The organism is Desulfitobacterium sp. LBE (genome assembly GCF_007830365.1).
GTDB classification, from domain to species: domain Bacteria; phylum Bacillota; class Desulfitobacteriia; order Desulfitobacteriales; family Desulfitobacteriaceae; genus Desulfitobacterium; species Desulfitobacterium hafniense.
In genome coordinates, this window is sequence record NZ_VLKD01000001.1 from 5,366,476 (window position 1) to 5,387,353 (window position 20,878).

The 20,878-nt window shown below is 47.7% G+C and carries 20 protein-coding genes; 17 read left to right on the forward strand and 3 right to left on the reverse strand.

All coding sequences use genetic code 11. The annotated features are described in order from the left end of the window. Positions 1-3 precede the first annotated feature (3 nt). The 10 genes from DESLBE_RS25485 to DESLBE_RS25530 all read left to right on the forward strand — a co-directional run bounded on the left by DESLBE_RS25485 (position 4) and on the right by DESLBE_RS25530 (position 10,191). Positions 4-810, forward strand: coding sequence for an NAD(+)/NADH kinase (locus tag DESLBE_RS25485; RefSeq protein ID WP_144678519.1), 807 nt, complete (start codon positions 4-6; stop codon positions 808-810). Next, positions 803-1,384 (forward strand): class I SAM-dependent methyltransferase, encoded by a 582-nt coding sequence (locus tag DESLBE_RS25490; protein ID WP_005810955.1) that lies wholly within the window; start codon positions 803-805, stop codon positions 1,382-1,384. Before DESLBE_RS25485 ends, DESLBE_RS25490 begins: the two co-directional genes overlap by 8 nt. After that, positions 1,381-1,833 (forward strand): arginine repressor, encoded by a 453-nt coding sequence (gene argR, locus DESLBE_RS25495; protein ID WP_144678520.1) that lies wholly within the window; start codon positions 1,381-1,383, stop codon positions 1,831-1,833. The genes DESLBE_RS25490 and argR overlap by 4 nt, the downstream gene beginning before the upstream one ends. A gap of 30 nt (positions 1,834-1,863) precedes the next feature. Next, positions 1,864-3,531, forward strand: a complete 1,668-nt coding sequence (recN, locus tag DESLBE_RS25500; protein ID WP_144678521.1) for a DNA repair protein RecN — start codon at positions 1,864-1,866, stop codon at positions 3,529-3,531. A gap of 206 nt (positions 3,532-3,737) precedes the next feature. Next, positions 3,738-4,997 carry a SpoIVB peptidase gene (spoIVB, locus tag DESLBE_RS25505; protein ID WP_015944619.1) on the forward strand — a complete coding sequence of 420 codons (1,260 nt, stop codon included), beginning with the start codon at positions 3,738-3,740 and terminating at the stop codon, positions 4,995-4,997. A gap of 297 nt (positions 4,998-5,294) precedes the next feature. Continuing rightward, entirely contained in the window at positions 5,295-6,113 is an 819-nt protein-coding gene (gene spo0A, locus DESLBE_RS25510) for a sporulation transcription factor Spo0A (protein ID WP_005810961.1), read from the forward strand. Positions 6,114-6,249: 136 nt separating this feature from the next. Continuing rightward, positions 6,250-6,594, forward strand: a complete 345-nt coding sequence (locus DESLBE_RS25515) for an AraC family transcriptional regulator (protein WP_144678522.1) — start codon at positions 6,250-6,252, stop codon at positions 6,592-6,594. 40 nt (positions 6,595-6,634) lie between these two features. Then, positions 6,635-7,510 (forward strand): methionyl aminopeptidase, encoded by an 876-nt coding sequence (locus tag DESLBE_RS25520; RefSeq protein WP_144678523.1) that lies wholly within the window; start codon positions 6,635-6,637, stop codon positions 7,508-7,510. A gap of 308 nt (positions 7,511-7,818) precedes the next feature. Further along, entirely contained in the window at positions 7,819-9,603 is a 1,785-nt protein-coding gene (locus DESLBE_RS25525; protein WP_018306760.1) for a methyl-accepting chemotaxis protein, read from the forward strand. Positions 9,604-9,699: 96 nt separating this feature from the next. Next, positions 9,700-10,191 carry a hypothetical protein gene (locus DESLBE_RS25530; RefSeq protein ID WP_011460257.1) on the forward strand — a complete coding sequence of 164 codons (492 nt, stop codon included), beginning with the start codon at positions 9,700-9,702 and terminating at the stop codon, positions 10,189-10,191. A 195-nt stretch (positions 10,192-10,386) separates the two neighbouring features. On the opposite strand, the gene DESLBE_RS26750 is transcribed toward DESLBE_RS25530, so the two are convergent. Further along, a complete protein-coding gene (locus DESLBE_RS26750) occupies positions 10,387-10,533 on the reverse strand; it encodes a hypothetical protein (protein WP_015944616.1) in 147 nt (48 codons plus the stop codon). 407 nt (positions 10,534-10,940) lie between these two features. Between DESLBE_RS26750 and DESLBE_RS25540 the strand changes: the two genes are divergently transcribed. The 6 genes from DESLBE_RS25540 to DESLBE_RS25565 all read left to right on the forward strand — a co-directional run bounded on the left by DESLBE_RS25540 (position 10,941) and on the right by DESLBE_RS25565 (position 17,864). Then, entirely contained in the window at positions 10,941-12,140 is a 1,200-nt protein-coding gene (locus DESLBE_RS25540; protein WP_144678524.1) for an FtsX-like permease family protein, read from the forward strand. 2 nt (positions 12,141-12,142) lie between these two features. Then, positions 12,143-12,817 (forward strand): ATP-binding cassette domain-containing protein, encoded by a 675-nt coding sequence (locus DESLBE_RS25545; RefSeq protein WP_035213821.1) that lies wholly within the window; start codon positions 12,143-12,145, stop codon positions 12,815-12,817. Then, entirely contained in the window at positions 12,804-13,961 is a 1,158-nt protein-coding gene (locus tag DESLBE_RS25550) for a YncE family protein (protein ID WP_172625500.1), read from the forward strand. Before DESLBE_RS25545 ends, DESLBE_RS25550 begins: the two co-directional genes overlap by 14 nt. Before the next feature lie 148 nt (positions 13,962-14,109). After that, positions 14,110-16,446, forward strand: a complete 2,337-nt coding sequence (locus DESLBE_RS25555) for a molybdopterin-dependent oxidoreductase (RefSeq protein ID WP_144678526.1) — start codon at positions 14,110-14,112, stop codon at positions 16,444-16,446. Between the two features lie 75 nt (positions 16,447-16,521). Next, the gene (locus DESLBE_RS25560) at positions 16,522-16,998 is read left to right on the forward strand and encodes a 4Fe-4S dicluster domain-containing protein (RefSeq protein ID WP_243131382.1); all 477 of its coding nucleotides are present in this window, start codon (positions 16,522-16,524) and stop codon (positions 16,996-16,998) included. A 14-nt stretch (positions 16,999-17,012) separates the two neighbouring features. Next, positions 17,013-17,864 (forward strand): DmsC/YnfH family molybdoenzyme membrane anchor subunit, encoded by an 852-nt coding sequence (locus DESLBE_RS25565; RefSeq protein WP_005810985.1) that lies wholly within the window; start codon positions 17,013-17,015, stop codon positions 17,862-17,864. Between the two features lie 96 nt (positions 17,865-17,960). Here the strand turns inward: DESLBE_RS25565 and DESLBE_RS25570 are convergent, their stop codons facing one another. Together DESLBE_RS25570 and DESLBE_RS25575 are read right to left on the reverse strand one after the other, a co-directional pair. After that, positions 17,961-19,223, reverse strand: coding sequence for a sigma-70 family RNA polymerase sigma factor (locus DESLBE_RS25570; protein WP_005810987.1), 1,263 nt, complete (start codon positions 19,221-19,223; stop codon positions 17,961-17,963). Between the two features lie 126 nt (positions 19,224-19,349). After that, positions 19,350-20,204 carry a GGDEF domain-containing protein gene (locus DESLBE_RS25575; protein ID WP_011460249.1) on the reverse strand — a complete coding sequence of 285 codons (855 nt, stop codon included), beginning with the start codon at positions 20,202-20,204 and terminating at the stop codon, positions 19,350-19,352. A 283-nt stretch (positions 20,205-20,487) separates the two neighbouring features. Here DESLBE_RS25575 and DESLBE_RS25580 point away from each other — a divergent pair, with 283 nt between their 5' ends. After that, positions 20,488-20,853: a helix-turn-helix transcriptional regulator gene (locus DESLBE_RS25580; RefSeq protein ID WP_005810991.1), complete on the forward strand. Its 366-nt coding sequence runs from the start codon at positions 20,488-20,490 to the stop codon at positions 20,851-20,853. Positions 20,854-20,878 lie beyond the last annotated feature (25 nt).

A 20,878-nucleotide genomic window follows, 5' to 3' on the forward strand; every position in this document is an offset into this window, starting at 1 on the left:
GCTGTGGATCGAGTCGGCTTGTGGATTAATCACAGTAAACCTGAAGCTATAACCTTAGCCGGGCAGATCACCCACTGGTTTGCAGAACGTGGGTGGGATGTTTATACTGATTGGGAAAAGATCACTGCTCAAGGAGTGGGTTTCCTCATCTCTTTAGGGGGGGACGGGACGTTGCTGGAAGCCTCCCGGGAGGCGGCTCCCTATGCTATTCCTGTTCTGGGTGTCAATCTTGGCCGCCTGGGATTTCTTTGTGAAATTGAACGAAACGAGATCTTTGACGCTTTAGATAAGATCACGAATCATGACTATAGTATTCAGGAACGGCTTATGCTCACGGCGACTGTGAATGATGCAGACCAGACCTTCGACGTATTAAACGATGTGGTCTTTTTGAGAGAACCTGCTTCAGCTATGGTTACCTTGCAGGCTAATCTGACGGGAGAACCTTCAGTAAGCTATCCGGCCGACGGTTTGATTGTATCCACCCCTACAGGCTCTACTGCCTATGCTTTATCCGCAGGAGGACCGATTATGAGCCCTAATGTAGAGGCCATTTTGCTGACTCCTCTGGCGGCTCATTCCTTATCGGCTCGTCCGATGGTCATTTCTGATCAGGAGAATATTGAAATCAGCTTGGTCCGCGGCGAGGAGTGTATCGTCAGTTTTGACGGTTATCATCGGACGGCTATTAAATATGGGGAAAAGGTCGTTATCAAACGGGCTCCCATTAATGCCTTACTAATCCGTCTGGGGAAAAGGAGTTTTCCCCGTGTGGTGCGGGAGAAATTAAAGGATCGTTGGCATGAATAATCGACTTCAAGATATACAAGGGTTTCTGAAGACTATACTTAGGGGAAGCATCCAGCCGGGAGATATTGCTTTGGATCTCACAGCCGGCCGGGGGCGGGATACTTTGTTTCTTGCTCAGTTGGTGGGAGCAGAAGGAAGGGTTCATGCCTTTGATGTTCAGGAGGTCGCCCTTCAGGAAACCCAACGGCTGCTCAAGGAACAGCAAATGGCAGAGCGTGTTCATCTGTATCATTGGGATCATGGTCGGTTGCTGGAAAAAGTTCAAGACCCTGTCCAGGCTGCTATGTTTAATTTGGGATATTTGCCGGGACATAGTCAGGAGATTACCACCCAGGCCGCTTCAACCCTTGCGGCCCTGGAAGCCGTACTCCAATTGCTCCGCCAAGGCGGTGTCATTGCTCTTACGGTGTATCGCGGTCATCCCGGCGGATTGGAAGAAGCTGCTGCAGTGGAAGAATTCTTAAGCTGTTTGCCGCGCCGAAAGTATAGTGTCTTGCGGGGAGAGTATATCAACCAACTCCCTAATGCACCATACTGGATTTTGGTTCAGAAGAATAAGGGGGATACCGAATGAAGACCCGTCGCCAGATGAAAATCCAAGAAATTATTAATAATCAAGTGATTCATACCCAGGAAGAGCTGGCTGAGCTATTAAGGAAGGCAGGCTTTGATGTCACCCAGGCCACTGTATCCCGTGACATCAAAGAAATGGGATTAATCAAAGTTCCCACTTCAGAAGATGATTACCGGTATGCTGTTCCGGGGACGGCTCAGCCTCTCAGCACACCGGACCGGCTGAAAAGGCGGCTGAGAGAAACTGTGGTTACGGTGAATGACAGCGAGAATTTAGTAGTGCTGCGGACCATTCCCGGGAATGCCCAGGCTCTGGCCAGTTTAATCGATCACAGCAATTGGGAAGAAGTGATTGGAACAGTGGCCGGTGATGATACCATTCTCTTAGTGGTTAAGCCAGCCGGTGCCGTACCCGGCGTCCGGGAACGCATCGCTAAACTTATGCAATAGGGTCATTGGTCAAAGGGGAGATGGATTGATATGTTAACAGAAATCCATGTAGAAAATTTCGCCTTGATGGAAGCCGTGCAATTATCCTTTTCCCGGGGATTAACTATTTTTTCCGGAGAAACGGGTACAGGTAAATCCATGCTTATTGATGCTCTTGGGGTATTGCTCGGAGGCAGAGCCAGCACGGATTTTATTCGTCATGGTCTGGAAAAAGCTTTGGTGGAGGGAATTTTTGAAGAATGTCCCCCGGAGGTTCTCGAAGGTCTGGCTGAAGCCGGTTATCCCGTTGAGGACGGTCAGCTGATTCTTTCCCGTGAAATCAATCGCAGCGGCAGAAATATCTGCCGTGTTCAAGGAAGAACCGTCCCCTTAACGCTCTATCGCACCTTAGTTCAAGGTTTAGTGGATATCCACGGTCAAATGGAACATCAATCCCTGTTTAATCCGGACAGTCATCGCGGCTTGCTGGATGCCTTTGGGGGAGAGCAGCAACTGGAGCTTCTTAAGCAGGTGAATCAATCAGCCAAAAATTATCGCGGTCTTCTCCAGCGGGAACAGCAGCTTCTGCGCAGTGAAGCGGATAGAGAGCGGCGTGAAGATATTTTGCGCTATCAAATCGATGAGATCACCGCGGTTGATCCTCAAGGGGATGAAGAGGACTCCTTATTACAGGAAAAGAAGCGTTTGGTCAATTCGGAAAAGATCATGGGAAATATTACTGAAGTGTATTCCCTTTTATATGAAGGCAATGGGCAATCCTCCGCATTTGATCAAATCGGACAGAGCAGAAAAGCCTTGCAGGAAATCTTCCGCTATGATAAGGGGTGCAGCACGATGCTTGAGCCCATCGAATCCATTTATTATATGATTGAAGATTTAGCCTCTCAGGTCATGTCTTACCGGGAAGGCTTTGACTTTGACCCCGGCCGTTTAGACCAAATCGAAGAGCGTTTAATCCAGTTGCAGCGCTTGCGAAAATACGGGCACACGGTCCAGGAGGTTCTCCAAACCAAAGAAGAGATGTTGAAAGAACTTCATACCATAACCCATCTTCAGGGCGAGCTGGAGGATTTGCGCCGGGATAAGGAAGCAGCCCGCCGGGATTATACGGAAAAAGCCAAGGAACTATCCCGGGTCCGGGCAGTTCAGGCCCAGCGGTTGGCGGAGGGTTTAAAAAAAGAATGTGCCGATTTGGGGCTGGAAAAAAGCAGTTTCCAGGTTCATTTCACTGCCCTGAAAGAACCTCAGGTAGGGGGAGCCGAACAGGCTGAATTCTATTTCAGCGCCAATGTGGGTGAACCCCTTAAACCTCTGGCCAAGGTAGCATCCGGTGGGGAGATGTCCCGCTTAATGCTGGCTATGAAAAGCTTGCTCTCGAAAATTGAAAGCGTGGGTACCTTTGTCTTTGACGAAGTGGACAGCGGTGTCGGTGGACGCACTATTCAGAAGGTGGGAGAAAAATTAGCCAGGATCGCTGAGGGCAAACAGGTTTTTTGTATAACCCATGCCCCTCAAGTGGCCGCTTTTGGGGATCATCATTTTGGCATCCAAAAAGAAATAATTAATGAAAGAACACGAACCCGCATTCAATATTTGACAGAAGATGAGAGAATCCATGAATTAGCCCGCATGCTGGGCGGCGATGAAGAAGCGATTGCCTTGGAGCATGCACGCAAACTCAGGAAAAAAATTCAATAATCTCTTATAGAAATGAATTATTATGGAGATTTTATAGAATAGAAGGTGAATTTGGCCTTCTATTTTTTTATTTGGTAATTCAGAACGGAATTGACAGGATGAAAAGAAATCGCAATGGTTAATTTATTATTAGATTCCGAAAAAAATAATAGCATAGGGAGAAAGGAAGAACATGGGGAGACAAAAAGACGGAGGGTGATAAGAGAGTGAAAACGAAGAGAGCCATGGTCTTCGCCAGTGTTCTTCTCTGTACCTTTCTCAGTCTTAATCCAACACTCCATCAGGTAGCTCAGTTTCCGGTACTCCAAGAATCCAGTCAGAGCGCTCTTCCCCAACTGACGGGAATCTTGTCCAGCCTGATAGTTACAGAAGAAGTAAAAGCTGCCGAAACGGACGCGATCATGGCTGCCAATACGGGAAAGTCTGAAATTGTCCAGGTCACTTACAAACTGTTCGGACTGATTCCCTTTAAATCCAGTGCCATCCAAGTCATGCCGCAGCTGAAGCTTTTACCGGGTGGACAATCAATTGGAGTAAGCCTGCAGGCTAAAGGTGTCATGGTAGTTGGTCAAGCCGCAGTGCAGAACCAGGAGGGGAAATTAGTGTACCCGGCTAAAGAAGCGGGAATCGAAGTAGGGGATATCATCCTGAAAATTGACGGTCGCGAAATGAACAGTGATCAGGATGTAGCCAATGCCATCCATCGTGCCGGCGAAAAGCAAGGGTTCTCAGAAATTCTTTTAAATCACAACGGTCAGACTATGCAAAAGAGGGTGTCAACAGTCTATTGCCCGGAGACCAACCGCCATCGTGTGGGTCTCTATGTAAGAAATGAAGCAGCAGGTGTCGGTACCTTAACCTTCTACGACCCCACAAATCACAAATACGGAGCTTTAGGTCATGTTATCAATGATGTGGATACCAATCAAAAGATCGAGATTCTTAACGGCAATGTGGTAGCTTCGACAATCTATGCTATTGAGAAAGGAAAACGAGGACATCCCGGAGAAAAGATTGGCTCATTCGTTAACCAGTCGAAATTCTCAGGTAATATCGAGAAGAATACCGTGTCCGGTATTTTTGGTTCTTTAGAGGGGGAGATCAAGAATCCTTACTTCCAGGAACCGATTACCGTAGGCTGGGAATCAGAAATTAAAGAAGGGCCTGCCAAAATCTATACTGTATTAGAGGGAGAACGAATTGAAGAGTACGATGTACAGATAGAACGGATTATGCACAACCGTACGGACAGCAAGAATATGGTCATTAAAGTAACCGATCCGGAGCTTGTGGAGAAGACGGGCGGGATTATTCAGGGCATGTCAGGCAGCCCTATCGTCCAAGACGGCAAAATAATTGGAGCGGTTACTCATGTTTTTGTCAATGATGCTTCCCGTGGCTATGGTGTATTCATTCAGAATATGCTTAAGGACGCTGATATAATCGATAAAAAAGAAGTAGCATAACTAAATTAACAATGAGTTTTGGCACTTCCATTGAGACGGCGGTCTCAATGGAAGTCTTTCTTTAAAATAATTTGTGTCGAATAATAGAATATTTGACTGAATTATGGCAAAATCAGGTAAGGGCTATTGAATAGTTGATTTCAAGTGGTATACTGTAATAAGCTGCTTAATTTTTTCACAAAAAGGGAGAATTAAGAGTAATCGTGCTGCAATTGTAATTTTATCTGCCTATAGCAGGAAATAAACGTGCAATTGTCGAAAGATTAACCATGTTCGTGCAAGGGGGAGCCATTTTTTATGCAAAAACCCATCAGAGTTTTATTAGCCGATGATAATCGGGAGTTTGTTGAGGTTTTAAAGGAGTATATTGTACGCCAGCCGGATATGCAACTGGTAGGAATTGCCTACCATGGTAACGAAGCCTTAGACCTGATTTACCGTGAGCAGCCTGACTTGGTGATCCTGGATATAATCATGCCCCATTTGGATGGTCTGGGAGTCTTGGAAAAACTCCAGGATGATATTAAGAAACCTCGCGTGATTATACTTACTGCTTTTGGGCAGGAAAATATGACGCAAAGAGCTGTTCAACTGGGAGCAGATTATTTTATTCTCAAACCCTTTGACCTGGAAACATTAGGCAAAAGAATCCGCCAACTGCAGGGGCTTATTCCTTTAGTAAAATATGAGAGTCCGGGAAATGGTGCAGCAACCGCCTCCCCCATTGCAGCGACCTCCTCTTCTTCGGCCCTTGGTGCGAATACACGCAATCTCGAAGTTGAAGTAACCCGTATGATCCATCAGATGGGTGTTCCCGCTCATGTTAAAGGATATCAATATTTAAGAGACGCAATCGTCTGTGTGGTTCAGGAGGTATCACTCCTGGGAGCTGTGACGAAAGAACTGTATCCCATGATTGCGGAAAAGTACAATACCACTCCCAGCCGGGTGGAGCGGGCCATCCGCCATGCTATTGAGCTGGCTTGGGACCGTGGCAATATCGAATTTATGAATCGCTTTTTCGGCTATACCATCAATGTGGACAGGGGTAAACCCACCAATTCTGAATTCATCGCCATGGTGGCGGATAAATTAAGAATGGCGAAAATGCTGTAAATAAATCACCCTTTTTATCAATAAGACTATTGATTGGGAGGGTGTTTTTTATGGTTAAAAATAGTGGGTAAAAGTTTGCAACTCATATCAGGTATCTGACGGATAGTTTTAGTAAAATAGGGTGGGAGTGAGGGCAATGTCTGTGCAGACAATCGAAGCAATGGCCAAATGGGTGGAGGATAATATCGCCAAGAATCCAACCTTGACAGAAATGTCGGCATATGTGGGCTATTCCCCCTATTATTGTTCGGCGAAGTTTCACGAACATATCGGCATGACCTATAAGCAATTTCTGGCCCGGTGCAGGCTTAAGGCCGCCGCTGGTGATTTGGTCAATACCAATGATAAAATAACGGAAATTGCCTTTCGGTATGGTTATTCCTCATCCGAATCATTGACAAGAGCCTTTGTAGCCGCATTCAAATGTTCTCCGAGCCAATTCCGCAAATCTTCGCCGGATATACCGATTTCAGAGGGATAAATGGTTGTTTAATTCTAGTTTCTTAAGGTGGGGGGACTTCATGTCAGACAAATTAGGCAGGAATGAAGAGTGTTGGTGTGGCAGCGGGCAAAAGTACAAAAAGTGTCATGCCAGCATAGAAGAAAAAATTAAAAGCTATGCCGCGAAAGGCTATGCGATACCGGACCGCAGCTTACTAAAAAACCAAAAACAGATTGAGGGCATCCGCGGGAGCAGTAAAATCAATATAGCCCTGCTGGACTATATAGGGGATTTTGTCGTCGAAGGTGTAACTACCGAAGAGCTTGATCGGCTCATCTATAACAAGACAAAGGAACTGGGCGGAATACCTGCAACCCTGAACTACAAGGGATATCAAAAAAGTAGTTGTATCTCTGTCAATGACATAGTATGTCACGGTGTCCCATCAAGGGGGGTAAGGCTGCGAAACGGGGATATAGTCAACATTGACGTTTCCACTCTCTACAAGGGGTGTTATTCAGATTCATCACGCATGTTTTGTATTGGTGAAGTCTCTGTTGAAAAAAGAAAACTTGTCACGGTGGCAAAAGAATGCACTGAGCTGGGAGTGCAAGAGGTTAAACCATGGGGATTTCTTGGTGATGTGGGGCAAGCGGTGAATGACCATGCCAAAAAGAACGGCTATACTGTTGTGAAAGAGATAGGCGGACATGGTATTGGGGAAAAGTTCCATGAAGATCCATGGGTGGGCTATGTATCTAAACGAGGTACAGGAATGTTGCTTGTACCTGGACTGATTTTCACTGTAGAACCGATGATCAATATGGGCAAGGCAGGAATAGTTCTCGACCAAAACGATGGCTGGACGGTTTATACAGCCGATGGCAAGCCCTCTGCCCAATGGGAAAAGACAGTTCTTGTTACGGATACAGGATGGGAAATATTGACGTATTAAAGCAGCATAGTTTGACGGTGGTTTCAGATTGAAGCCACCGTTTTTTCCTGTCCCGGTCCCTTTTTGCAGTGTAGGTGCACCCCCAGCCATTGCCTTAGTTGTGTGTAAGGAGAGTTTTTATTAAATAAAAGTTATAAAAAAATATTACATTTATTTAATTAGAACGCTATTTTATAAAAATTATTAAAGAGTTATAATAAGATAGATCAATTGGCAATAGTTACTTGTTTTTTCTGAAATTAAGCCAAAACGCAACATTATTTAAGAAACACCTGCAACAGTATTTGTGAAAAGGGAGGCAAAACAGTGTGAAAAAAATTAAATACAAAATACTATTATCTTTTTTAATTTCTTCAGGTCTTTTAATCGGGCTGTTCGGCGCTTATAACATTGTCAGTCTGATAGGCTGGAATCAGCTGGAGGGACAATCCATTAAAAAAATGCTGTATGATGATTACGATAATGTGATCAAAAGCGAAGTGGAGACCGCGGTCCATCTTGTGGATTTTTATTATAAACAATTCCAAGAGGGTCTGATGACAGAAGCAGAAGCCCAGGAAACGGCTAAAAAGGCAGTCAAAGGACTGCGCTATGGGAGCGAAGGATATTTTTGGATTGATGATGTTCATGGTATTCTCGTTGCCCACCCCATGCTTCCGGATCAGGAAGGAACGGATCGCCGGGAGCTGACCGATCCTAACGGAGTCAAGTTGATCCAACAGCTGCTCAAGGCGGCTCAGGAAAATGAAAACGGCGGGTATTCAGACTATATGTGGGAAAAACCCAATGATGTGGGGACAAACGAACTCAGCCCGAAACGAGCCTATTCCAAAGAATTTCAGCCCTGGAACTGGGTAATCAGCACGGGGAATTATGTGGACACGATTGATGCTTTGATAGAGGAGAAAAATCAGGAATTAGGGGACCATCTCAGGCAAATCGTCATGGTATCTGTTCTGATTACTGCCGCTGCCCTGATTATTCTGGCAGTCATTAGTTTACAAATCAGCCGGAGAATTTCCGATCCCCTCAACGCCCTGGTCAAGGCCTTCGAAAAAGATGCCAACGGGCAGATTTACATACAGGAAATCAACCATACTTCTCAGGACGAAATCGGCTTGCTGGCGAAAACCCTCAATGAACTGTCCGCTCAGTTAAGAAATTTTATCAGCGGCGCCCAAAACGGTGTACAAGATCTGACGCAACAAGCCAATGATTTCAATTCTTTGGCAGGGCGGGTAGAAGATACTGTCCAGGATTCGGCGGAAAAGACCGCCAGGATCAATGAATTGATGGAAGCGGTGGCAGCCTCTACCGGCGAAATCACCCGGGCTATTGAGGAGATTGATGCAGCATTGACCTCCATCTCCCAAAGAGCAGAAGAAGGGGCTGTTTCTTCCCATGAGGTAAGTGATAGGGCGCAAAAACTACAGGATGATTCCAACCATTCTATTAAAAAAACCAAGGCAATTTACGATACAACCCGTTCCGGTGTGGAACAGGCCATATCCGAAGTGAAAAAAGTAGAGGAAATGATTCACCTTTTAAGTGAGATAAACGCCATTGCCGATCAAACGGACTTATTGGCCTTAAACGCTGCCATTGAAAGCGCCAGAGCCGGAGAAGCCGGCCGAGGGTTTGCGGTTGTTGCCGATGAGATAAGAAAACTGGCGGAAAGTACGGCGTTGACCGTGCAAAAAATCGAAGGGATCTCTCGTCAGGTCATTGTTTCCGTGGATAAACTGGTGGACAATATCCGGCAGGTTCTGGTGTTTATTGAAGAAGATGTGCTCGCTAATTATGACAACATGGTAAGTGTAGGGGCGAAGTATGCCAGTGATGCCAAACATATCAATGCCATCATGCTGGAATTAAGTTCTACTTCCGAGGAAATCAGCGCGTCAACCAATGAAGTATCCACAAGAACAGGCGAGGTTTCCGGCAGTATTTCTGCAAGTGCCGAAAGCATTGAGGGGATTTTCCAGCAAACCGAAATGATCTTGAACCATATGAAGGAGATTAAAAGCAATTCAGAAAATAATTTGGCTACCGTGACAGATCTGAAACAGTATATCGATAAATTTAAAATTTAGATTAATGTCTGAAAGAAGGAGAAGAAAGATTTCCTCTTGATCGTCTATACTAATAAACAGAAGTCGTGATACTATGGAAAAAAGGAGGGGGAAATAGTGGTGGGATTTTCGTTAATGATGGTTTTAGGAATAGCCCTAATAGTCCTTGTTTTGGTTATTGCCGGAATTGCCTTAGCAGTGCGCTCACAACATCGGAATGAAGAACCATCCGAGCAAAAGGAAAGGGGAAAAGGAATGATTAAGACTGTATACACCTATTTGATATTGTTTGCTACCTTGATGATGACTATCGGGGGCAGTGTGGCGGCCTTTATGGCTGTGGCGGATCTATTGGCTCCCCAGAGTTACTATATGTCTTTCGAAGAATATAAACGGAACCAGAGCTACGATAAAGGGACAACGGAAACCACGCCCCCTGCTGTGGAAAAAAGCGAAGAACAGCTCAAGGCAGATTACCAGACCATGGTGAATGATGAGAAAAACAGATCCAGGGAGCGGGCCTTAAACAGCTTGATCAAAAGCTTTGGCTGGATCGTCATCCCTCTGCCGGTCTTTATCTATTACCAGCGTCGTTTAAAGCCGGAATAAGAAACAAAAGTGTAGGCTATGAGTCCTGTACAGAAGTGCAGCCCAAGGGCATTTGAACCTTGGGCTGCTTCTTTTTGCCCGATCAGCTGTAAATTCGTAAGCGATTCCGAATTTGGGGTAAGTATGGAAAAGTGGAGAAAAAGGAGCATGGCGGCTACCCCTAAAAGTAGTTCTGCCATGCTCCTCTAGTTGTTTTTAGAAAATCACGCCTAAAGCAATAAGAATCAAGATAGCGATAGCGATAATGCCAACGCCGACCCCTGCACCCATGCCGCCGCTGACTGGCATAACAGGTTGAGGACAACATGCTCCGCCCATTCCCATATTACCCATTCCGAACATAGTTTTACCTCCTAATATTTTAGATTTTCTTTAGAATACGATTCCTAAGGCAATTAACAACAGAATGATAACCACAATAATCGCAATACCTGCACCGAAATTAGAACCGCCTGCGCAACCAGTGCCTAATGCCATTTTGAGTTCCTCCTTTGTGTGAAGATACTATAGCTTATGAACTTTTATGGAAATTGCCACAATATGGAAATACTATTTTAAAATAAAATTAGGTGAAAAATATTTCTTTCCCGTGTGAAAAAAGCGAAAGGTTTTTGAATTGAAAACGTTTATATAAGTAACACATAGTTCAAGCTGACGTTTGGAGAGGAACATTTTACTGGATTGAGGAGTGAGGTCTGAGACAAAAGAATGAAGATTTGTGATTTATTTAACGAGGAGGGGTGGATTAAATGTGGTTTCTGGCCTGGGAAAACAGCGTACGCCGCAAAGGACAATCTGTGCTCACAATGGCCATCACCGGGTTAACGGTATTAACCTTTGTGCTGACTTTTTCCGTACTATTCACTTTACAGGAGGGGTTAAAGCTATCCAATGACCGGCTGGGAGCAGATATTATCGTTTTACCTAATAAAAGCAACGCCGATGCCTTTCAAACGATCTTTACGGCTGAGCCCGTTAATATTTATATGAATCAGGAGGTCGCCCGGGAAATTGGGCAAGTCAAGGGGATAGAGCAGCTCACTTCCCAGTTCTTTACCCAAACTCTCGATCAGAGCTGCTGTTCGATAGGTGGGGCGACCCGTTTAGTAGGGTATGATCCGGCGACGGATTTTATTTTAGAACCTTGGCTAAGCGAACACAATCTTAAGGCTTTAGCGGATGACCAGGTTATTATCGGCGGCAACATTCCGGCTTTTTTGGGTAATCAAGCTTCAGTATTAGGCGGAGTGTTCACGGTGGCAGGCAGCTTATACCCGACAGGGAGCGGTATGGATGAGACCATCTTTATTAACATCAATGTTGCCAGAGAGTTAGCCCAGGATAGTCCCTACCTTCAGGGCCTGTGGAAGAAAGAAGCACCGGAAAAGCTTATTTCGGCAGTTTTGATTAAGACTTCCGCGGGCTATGAGCCGGCTCAAGTGGCTGAAGATATAAATAGCCTGGAGCTTGCCGTGGAAGCTGTGGCTACCAGTGAAATGGTCTCGGCTATGAGAACACAACTACTCATGGTCACGAGGCTGATACTTGGTCTTTGGCTCGCCCTGTTTTTTGTTGCCTGCTTAGCACTCATTGGTCGCTTCAGTGCTCTGGTCCGGGAAAGAAAAAAGGAAATCGGACTGCTTAGAGCCATCGGAGTGCAGAGGACAGAGGTCTTCAAACTCATCCTGCTGGAAGCATGGCTGCTGGCAGGGGCAGGGGGTGCAGCAGGCAGCATTGCTGGTGTGCTGGGAGTCAATTCGATTTTAACGGCGCTGAGAAGTTCCCTGGGCCTGCCGATGGGTCAGTGGTCCTGGAGCTCTGCCTTGGGAAGCGGTTTGTTAGGAATCTTCGTCGCTTTGTTCTTAGGGTTCATAGCCTCAGTGTATCCCGCATGGAAGAGTTCGCGGCTTGATCCGCAGGAAGCAATTGCCAGAGGGGAGGTGGATTAGAATTGACTCTTTGCAGACTGGAGAAAGTCAGTAAAACCTATGCGATGGGTGAAGTGGTTTGCCCGATCAATGAAGTTTCCCTCACCGTGGACAAAGGTGATTTTCTGGCCATCGAAGGCCCCTCCGGCACGGGCAAGAGCACACTGCTGTATATTATGTGCGGGTTGTTAAGGCCTACCGGCGGAGACGTTTTCTTAAAGGATGAGAATCTAAGCAGCCTGCCGGATACCAAGGTGACAGAGCTGCGGAGAGACCTTGTCGGCTTTGTGTTTCAGGAAACCAATCTTTTGCAAGCATTAACGGTGGAAGGCAACTTGCGGTTTGCCCAAAGTGTTGGCAAGGGGAAGAAGCCGGATGAAGCAAAAATCTCCCGCTATCTGGAAGAGCTGGGGCTGAGTTCAAGACGGGATTTTCTGCCTGGCCAGCTCAGTGTGGGGCAGCGCCGCAGGCTGATTGTAGCCAGGGCCTTAATCAATGATCCTCAGCTTATTTTGGCAGATGAGCCGACCAATGACCTGGATGAGATGTGGGCAGGGAAGGTTATGGCTCTTTTGACCGGGGCTGTGGGGGGCGGTGGTGCTGTCGTTATGGTCACTCATAATCCCCAATGGGCTGAAAAAGCGACTAAACGCTATCTTATGCAAGAAGGAAGGCTTGTGGAGAATGGGCAGATATAACAGGATCATTGTCTTATTGCTGTTAGCTGTTTCTTTAACCTTGACCGCCTGCGCCCAACCGGCCGGCATTGGGGAACCGGTTCAGGGAACAGGGACCGGTGCTCAGGCTCAGGCTCCCGCTCCCGCTGAGGAACCTGCCGGCGAGCCGAAGAAGATGCCTGAGGAAGCGCTCTATGTCTGTCAGTATACAACCAATCAGGTTGCGGTCATCGACTTGGCAACCGGTGAAACGGTCAGGGAAATTCCTGTGGGAGCCAAACCCATTGCTCTGTTACAATCTCCCGATGGTCACTATGTCTATGTAGCCAATAGCGGCTCTGGTGATGTGTACAGGATAAGCACCGTTTCCGGGGAGATAGAAGCCAGGATTGCCATGGGCAATCAGCCGGTGGCGATGGCGATTAACTCAGCCGGGGATAGGCTCTATGTCCTGGATTATTACCTCAACAGGGTGAGTAGTGTCGATCTGAAAATCCGCTCTATGGTAGGGTTCTATCCTTTAAATACATTTGGCTTCGAAGAAAGGATGGAGCCGCCGGACTGCTGCCATGATATTTTCGGAGAGCCCTTAGGCGCCGGCCGCAAACCCTCGGCTATCGTTCTTGATGAAGTGGAGAACAAGATTTATGTAGGGAATATGGGCACCTGGGATATAGCAGTCATCGATCTGCAGGAAGGAAAAGAGGTGGAGGCCTATGATGCTGCCTTTGGCATTAATGAGATGATTTTTGCCGGCTCGGCTTCCCGACTCTATATTTCCGCTGCCGGCAATGAACTGGATATTAATGATGCGATCTTAAGCATGGACTTGAAGGGAGGTGGTAAGACGGACAAGGTTAAAGTAGGTGAGAAGCCGGTAAGCATTGCTTCCTCCCCGGATGGCACTATTTTATATGTTGTTACTGAAAAAGAGGCGAAATTAGTCGGGCTGGATACGGAGACAGGCCAGGTTACGGGTCAGTGTCTCTTAAGCGGCCAGCCCGGTGATCTGGCTCTTTCCAAAGCTGGGGATAAGGCCTACATTGCCAATCTGCTGGAGGGTACCGTTTTTGTAGTGGATACCCGTAATTACGAGATTTTGGAAACCCTGCAGGCCGGTGTGACACCCAGAGCACTTGTTTATAGTGATCATCGGCAGTTTTAGCCGATAAGGGTGGCTCGGTAACCTTGGACAAGTGGTCAATCCGGTATTTAATGCATTTTTAAAGAGAAAAAAGGAAAGGGGACCTGGTCGATTAACGTTTATCTGGATAAAACCAAAAGTGTGGAAAGAAAGGAATGGGGGAAAGAACATGGAAAATGAAAAAAAGAAGGGTATCTCCAGACGTACTTTTCTCAAAACGACTGGTGCGGTAGCCACTACCGCCGCTATCGGCGGAGGGATCGGGTTGACGACATTGGCCGGTGATGTGGAGGCGGCTCCCGCCGATATCTCCAAGGCGGAGATTTTCACGTCCAGCTGTACCATGGAATGCCTGCATCACAATCTGAAAGCTTACGTGGTGGATGGAAAACTTGTCAAAGTGGAGAGCTGCGAAGCGGATGAAACGGTCGCCTGCCTGCGTGGTCTGGCCCGAACCCAATGGGTCAACCATCCCGAGCGGATCAAGATGCCGATGCTGCGGGATGGCGAAAAAGGCTCCAATCGTTGGCAAGAGATATCCTGGGACGAGGCCCTGGATCTGATCGTGGAAAAAATTAAAGAAACCCAGGCCGAACTGGGCAATCAAGGGATCTGCCTGCGTTCCTTTTCCGGTAACTTCGGCTCTCTCAGCAACGCTGTAGCGGCATCGTTCTTCAATTATCTAGGCGGATTTACCCCCGTTGTCGGTTCCCTCTGCTGTCAGGCTGTCACCGGGAGCATGACTCCCATCTTCGGCAGCCGTTACGAAGACACGCGGGATTCGATTCGGGATAGCCGATACCTGCTGGCGTGGGGGAACAATCCCGCCGTCACCATGCAATCCTATTTTAAATGGTACCAGGAGGCCCAGGCTAAGGGGGCTAAGATGGTCACCGTCGATCCCCGCTTCAGCGAGACGGCAGCTCAGTCAGATGAGTGGGTGCCGATCATTCCCGGCACGGATACGGCATTGGCTCTGGGGATGATCAAGATCATCATCGAGGAAAACCTGTATGATGCCGATTTCATCCGCGCCCACAGCAGTCTGCCTTTCCTCGTCGCGGAAACGAGCGGCAAGCCTGCCCTTCAGGACGAAGCAGATCCCACTTCCTTCCTGGTTCTGGACGAAGCAAGCGGGCAGATTACCCGGCATGATGGGCCCGGTGTTGTTCCGGCTTTGACGGTCAGGAACACAGCCTGGGCAAGTCAATATAAGACCCAATTCGATATCCTGGCGGATGAATGCCGGCCCTGGACCCCGGAAGAAGTGGAGAAAGAGACCGATGTTCCCGCTGCGTCGACCATCCGGATGGCGCGGGACTATGCCACCATCAAGCCGGCTATGCTCATCCAGAATATGGGCGGCTTCCAGCGCACGGAGTGGGGGTCCTACGCGGCGGCGGCGCATATGTATCTGGCGGTTTTGACAGGGAACATCGGCGGCCGCGGCAATGGCATCTGCGACGCCGGCGGGGTGACGACCTCTATCAAAGTGGGCAATGCCATCCCTTCGCCCAAGCCCCAAGGCGAGTTCGGCGCGGTGCGGGGAGCACGCTTTGGCCGGGATATCCTGGAAGATAAGCCCAATAAGATCGGGTTTCTCTGGACCATGACCAGCAGCATTATGACCCAAAACCCTAACACGGGCGCGGTAAAAGAAGCCCTGAAGAAGATTCCCTTTGTGGTCACAGTGGATAGCCTGATGACGTCCACCGCTCTCTATTCCGATCTCGTGCTGCCCTGCACCACCATTTTTGAAAGCGAAAATGTCCTCGCTTCTTCCCGCAGCCATTACGTGCAGCTGATGGAAAAAGCCGTTGATCCGCCTGGCGAGGCCCACGATGACTTGTGGATCTTTACCCAGCTCGCTAAAAGATTGGGCTTCGGCGACGCTTTCGACAAGCCGGTGGCCGAGCATATCAAAGCCGTCCTGGAGCCCACAGGGATCACCTATGAAGAGTTGCTGGAAAAGAAATGCATCAATCCCCTGCCTGAGGTCTATATACCTTTTGCCAACGGGATCTTCAAGACGCCGACCCAGAAAGCGGAGTTCTTCGTCTACGATTGGCATGAGAAGGGGTTCAACCCTATGCTCACCTATATCCGCGCTGAAGAGAGCGTCAAGGGGAATCCGGAATTGGCGGCCAAATATCCTCTGGCCTGCGTCCAACGCAAAACAAACCGTACCATCCATTCCACCTTCGGGTCCCTGCAGTGGTTGAACCAAGCTGTATCCGATGTTCCTCACGTGATGATTCATCCCGACGATGCCGGCCCCCGCGGGATCGCCCACGACGATTGGGTCATCCTTTACAACGACCGGGGCCAGCACCGCTGCAAAGCCAATGTCAGCGCCCATATCAAGCGGGGTGTCGTAACGGCGGAGAACGGCTGGTGGGAGCAGCAAGGCGGCAGCAGCAGCTATATCACCAGCGATTTTGTCGAACATTTAAGCGGCGGCCAAAGCTGCAACAATACACTGGTTCAAATACGGAAGGAGGGCTAAAACATGTCGGGACAAGTCGGCTTTTATATCAATAGTGAGGGATGTTACGGATGTCAGACATGCCAGGTGGCGTGTATGTCGGAGCAAAAAACCGCGCCGGGCGTGAGCTGGCGCCGCGTCCGTCAGTTGGACACGAACAATCCTCCTTCCCATGTCAACATTTCCATGGCCTGCAATCATTGTCAGGACCCGCAATGCCTGCTCAATTGCCCGGCCGGCGCTTACACGCGCCTGGAAAACGGCATCGTCTACCAGGATCACGCCAAATGCCTTGGCTGCCGGATGTGCACTTACGCCTGCCCCTACGGCGCACCTCAATATGATCCGGTGGAAAAAAAGGTCAGCAAGTGCAGCTACTGCAAAGAACGGGTGGAGCAAGGGCTGATGCCGCACTGTGCTGAGGCCTGCCCGGGCGGTAACATCATCGTCGGCGATCTGGCAGAGCTTGAGGCCCGCTATCAGGGCGTGCGGGAGATTCCCGGCATTACGCCGAAGGCGGAAGTCACCAAACCATCGATCCTCATCAATCCGGCCAAGCCGCATAAAAATTAGGGAGGGAATCGGATATGCATAACTGGGAAATCCCGTTGGTCTTGTTTACCGTGCTGACTCAGTGGGCGGTGGGAATCGCCCTCATTTTGACAGTCGTAGAATTTTTCTTTGCTAAGTTGGTGGCCGGGGGCAGGGAGAAATTCCTGCGGCCGGCCGGTATGATGACCCTGCCTCTCGTCGGGGGAGGTCTCCTCTTTTCCGTCTTCCATCTCGGCCAGCCCTGGCAGGCGGTGACGGCTCTGAGCAATTTAGGAACAGCGGCTCTCAGTCTGGAAGTGCTGCTCTTTGCCTTGGTCGCTCTCCTGGCACTGGCTTACAGCTACATCTGGTGGAAGAAAGCCGATCAGGCCGGAGTGCGTAAATTGGCCGGCCTTGGGGTGAGTGTAGTCGGGCTGGCCGCCGTCGCGGTGAGCAGCAAGGTGTACATGTTGCCCGCCCGGCCGGCTTGGAACAGTTGGACGACGCCGGGAGCGTTCCTGCTGACCGCCGTTGTGCTGGGAACCTTCACCGTCCTCTTTTGCCTGGGCAGAAGTAAGGATAAAGAGGTGGCACCGGGCATCAAGAGTTTTTCGATGGTGGCTATGGCCGCCCTGGCCGCCGGGCTGCTGGTTTTATCCGGTTCCGGCGCTATGGCTGGTAATTCCGCTGAACAGGCCGCTGTGGCCTTGGGCATGTTTTCATCGCCGGTCTTTTACGTGCGGGCGATCTTAGGCGTCCTTGTGCCTGCAGCCTGTGTCGGCATGGCCTTGCAAGCCGAGGGAAGGTCGGCCCTTTTGGGCCTCGGTTTGGCCGGTGTTCTGGTTGGCGAGATTTCGGGACGAATTTTGTTTTACGCTTCGACCATGGCGCTCTATCCCTGGTTTTAAGAATGCCAAGGGCAAAATAATAAAGCAATAACCAACAACTCTGAAGGGAACACCTTCTTGGTTGTTGGTTATTGTTATTAATAAGACAAGGGTTGATCAGGCTCTTTTGATACCACTGCTCATAAGCAGGGGTATTTTAACAAGTTCTCCTGCTTGTGTTGTCGACTTAAAAATACAGTCCTTTTCTTCCCTGATATCGATGTTTTCCAAGCCGGCTTCATTGAACCATTTGGTCATTTGGTCCGGGCTGAAGCCGGACCATAGATCTTTGTTGTTTTTGGTAAACAGATTGTAATTGTGAGAACCAAAATCGCCGATAATCAGCTGACCTCCAGGCTTAAGGGTTCTGGTCATTTCTTTGATCGCTTTACCGGGATCGTAAAGATGGTGAAGCACAACCAGGCAATACCCGATATCCAGGGTTTCACTTTCCAAAGGGATAGAATTTAAATCCGCAGGCAAGCACTGGATATGGCGGAGACCTTCGCGCTTAAAACGCTGTTGGGAGAAGTCAACCATCTTCGGTGAGATGTCGAAGGCGTAGGTTTTTTCAAGATTTACTGAGGAAGCAGCCTTCAGTGTAAACTGTCCGGTTCCTGAACCGAAATCCCCAATGATTTGGGGGTCCTTATTGAGCACTCTGTTTAAAATAGCCTGATCCAGGTGAAAGGGGTAAAGAGAATTCCTGAACTCATCAAAAGAGAGGGCAGAGTTATCAAAGTAATGCTTAGCCTTATGGACGATCTCCTGTTCCGGGTCTTCCGGCCAGGCATCGATGCCGAACCAGCGGTATAAGACTGTGTATTCTTTAGGAGTGAAAAGGCCTTTGTTTATCTTTGTATAAGGAGTCATGATCAGTTTAATGAACTTGTTTCTTGCCCGATTCAATAAAGAGGTATAGGCTGACACGCTGATTCCCATAACTCTGGCAGCGTCGTCATAGGACAATCCTTCGATTTCGCGGAGGAGCAGTGCGGTTCGCTGTTCACTTTTCAATAGATTTAAAATCTTATAGATTTGTTTGGCTGTCTCTTTATTTTCAATGGCCGCCAGTGGCTTGGAAGATTCATCTTCACACTCGAAGGCATCCTGAAGCAGCAGCTCTCTGCCGCCCCTGCGTTTGTTTTTACGCCAATAATCATGACAGAGATTCCTGGCTATGGTATGCAGCCAAGGGGAAAGATTATGCTCTGATCTTGTGCCAAGATTAACGAAGGCACGCAAAAAGGTTTCCTGTGCTAAATCCTGGGCGCAATCTTCGTCCTGGATCAGCCAGCGAATAAAATTATAGATGCAGGGATAATATTGCATGAAAACATCATCGAATTTAAATGGTTGTTCGGCTAAATCTGTAGACATTATCCCTCACCCCTTAAAATGTAATGATTGAACCGAATATTATAATAGCCAATAAGCTAGGAAATTACAATTCAAAGCCGAAAGTCAAATCTGACTCCTTAGTGTTATTATAACTTATATTTAAAATTAGTACACTCTATTACGTCCCTCGTTCTTGGCCTGATATAGATTATTGTCTGCCATAGCTATCAACTCCGCGATGTTGACAACTCCGGAATCTTTGAAGATCGTCTGGACGCCTATACTGCAGGTAATATTTATGGCTTTTCCTTTAAAATAAAAGGGATAATGTTCAATTGCTTCTCTGAGTCGGTTGGCAATGCTTCTGGCGACTTTTTTGCCACTGCCGGGCAGACAGATGAGGAGTTCGTCGCCACCGTACCGGGCAACCCAGCCGCTTCCTCTGCGGAGCTGCTTTTGCAGGAGCAGAGCCAGCTTTTGAAGCACCTGGTCCCCTGCCGCGTGTCCATTTTGGTCGTTGATCTTTTTAAAATAGTCGATATCTATAAAGAGAATACTTAAGGGCCGAGCCAGTTCAAAAGAACTTTGTATATCAATAGGCAGCCGTTCGTCGATATAGCGGCGATTATAAAGTTTGGTAAGGGAGTCCGTGATCGCCATTTCCTTGATTTGATGGATGGATAAATTTTCGAAGTGGTAAGATTCCAGGCTGAAATACGTATTTTGCCGGATAAGTTGTTTGAATTCCAATGAATAAGGTCTGCCGGCAATGAGGACGGGTATTGTAGTTATGGTAGTGAGGGAGTTATCACTTAACAGAACTCTGAAGGCAGCATTGGCAGAATGGTAGAAGCCAGTGTCAAGCTTATTAAGATGATCAGTAGAGAGATTCAGCTTATACCCGCTCTTCGCGCTCTCATAAATGATCTTATGGTCAGTGTCGGTAATGCAAATCGATGTATTTGCCGATTCCAGTGCCTGAATGATGGTTAAGGCTTCTGCTAAAGTGTTAAAAACCATTTGTTATTCACCTTTCTCTCCGGAGTATAAGGAAATGACGCGCCTATGCGCGTCATTTTGAGAATCGGTTGATGTAATCCGCAAACTATTCTGGTCTTTTCGATACATTCTATATAAATATAAACATAGATTCACAAGGCTGGTAACCATGAATAAAAGCCCCTTATTTACACATAATAAATGTATTCTGGGATATTGTACATCAATCGTGGATTTAAGTCAATACATCAATAATGTGTGTGATATTATTTTACACACGAACAAAATGTAGAAGGGGCAGAGTATGAAAAAATCCTATGAAATAATCCGCGGGCTTCGCGAAGATAAAGATTTGAGGCAACGGGATATTGCGGAAGTTATTGGCACAACCCAACAGCATTATTCCAGATGTGAGCAGGGAGAATGTGATCTTCAGACCCGGGCAATTATTAAATTGGCTGATTTTTACGATGTTTCAACAGATTATCTTTTAGGCAGAACGGAATGCCGGCAAGGGATTGACGCATTGAATCAATCTGTGGTGGGAGCTTATACAACCGGACGCCTTTTAACGGAAGTACTCTCCTTAAATAATATCGGACGTCATGCTGTAATTGAGTATATCGGACTTCAGAAACTTAAAGAAAAAGTTTATGAAACAAGAGAATAAGGCAACCGCAGGAAACAGTTTTTCC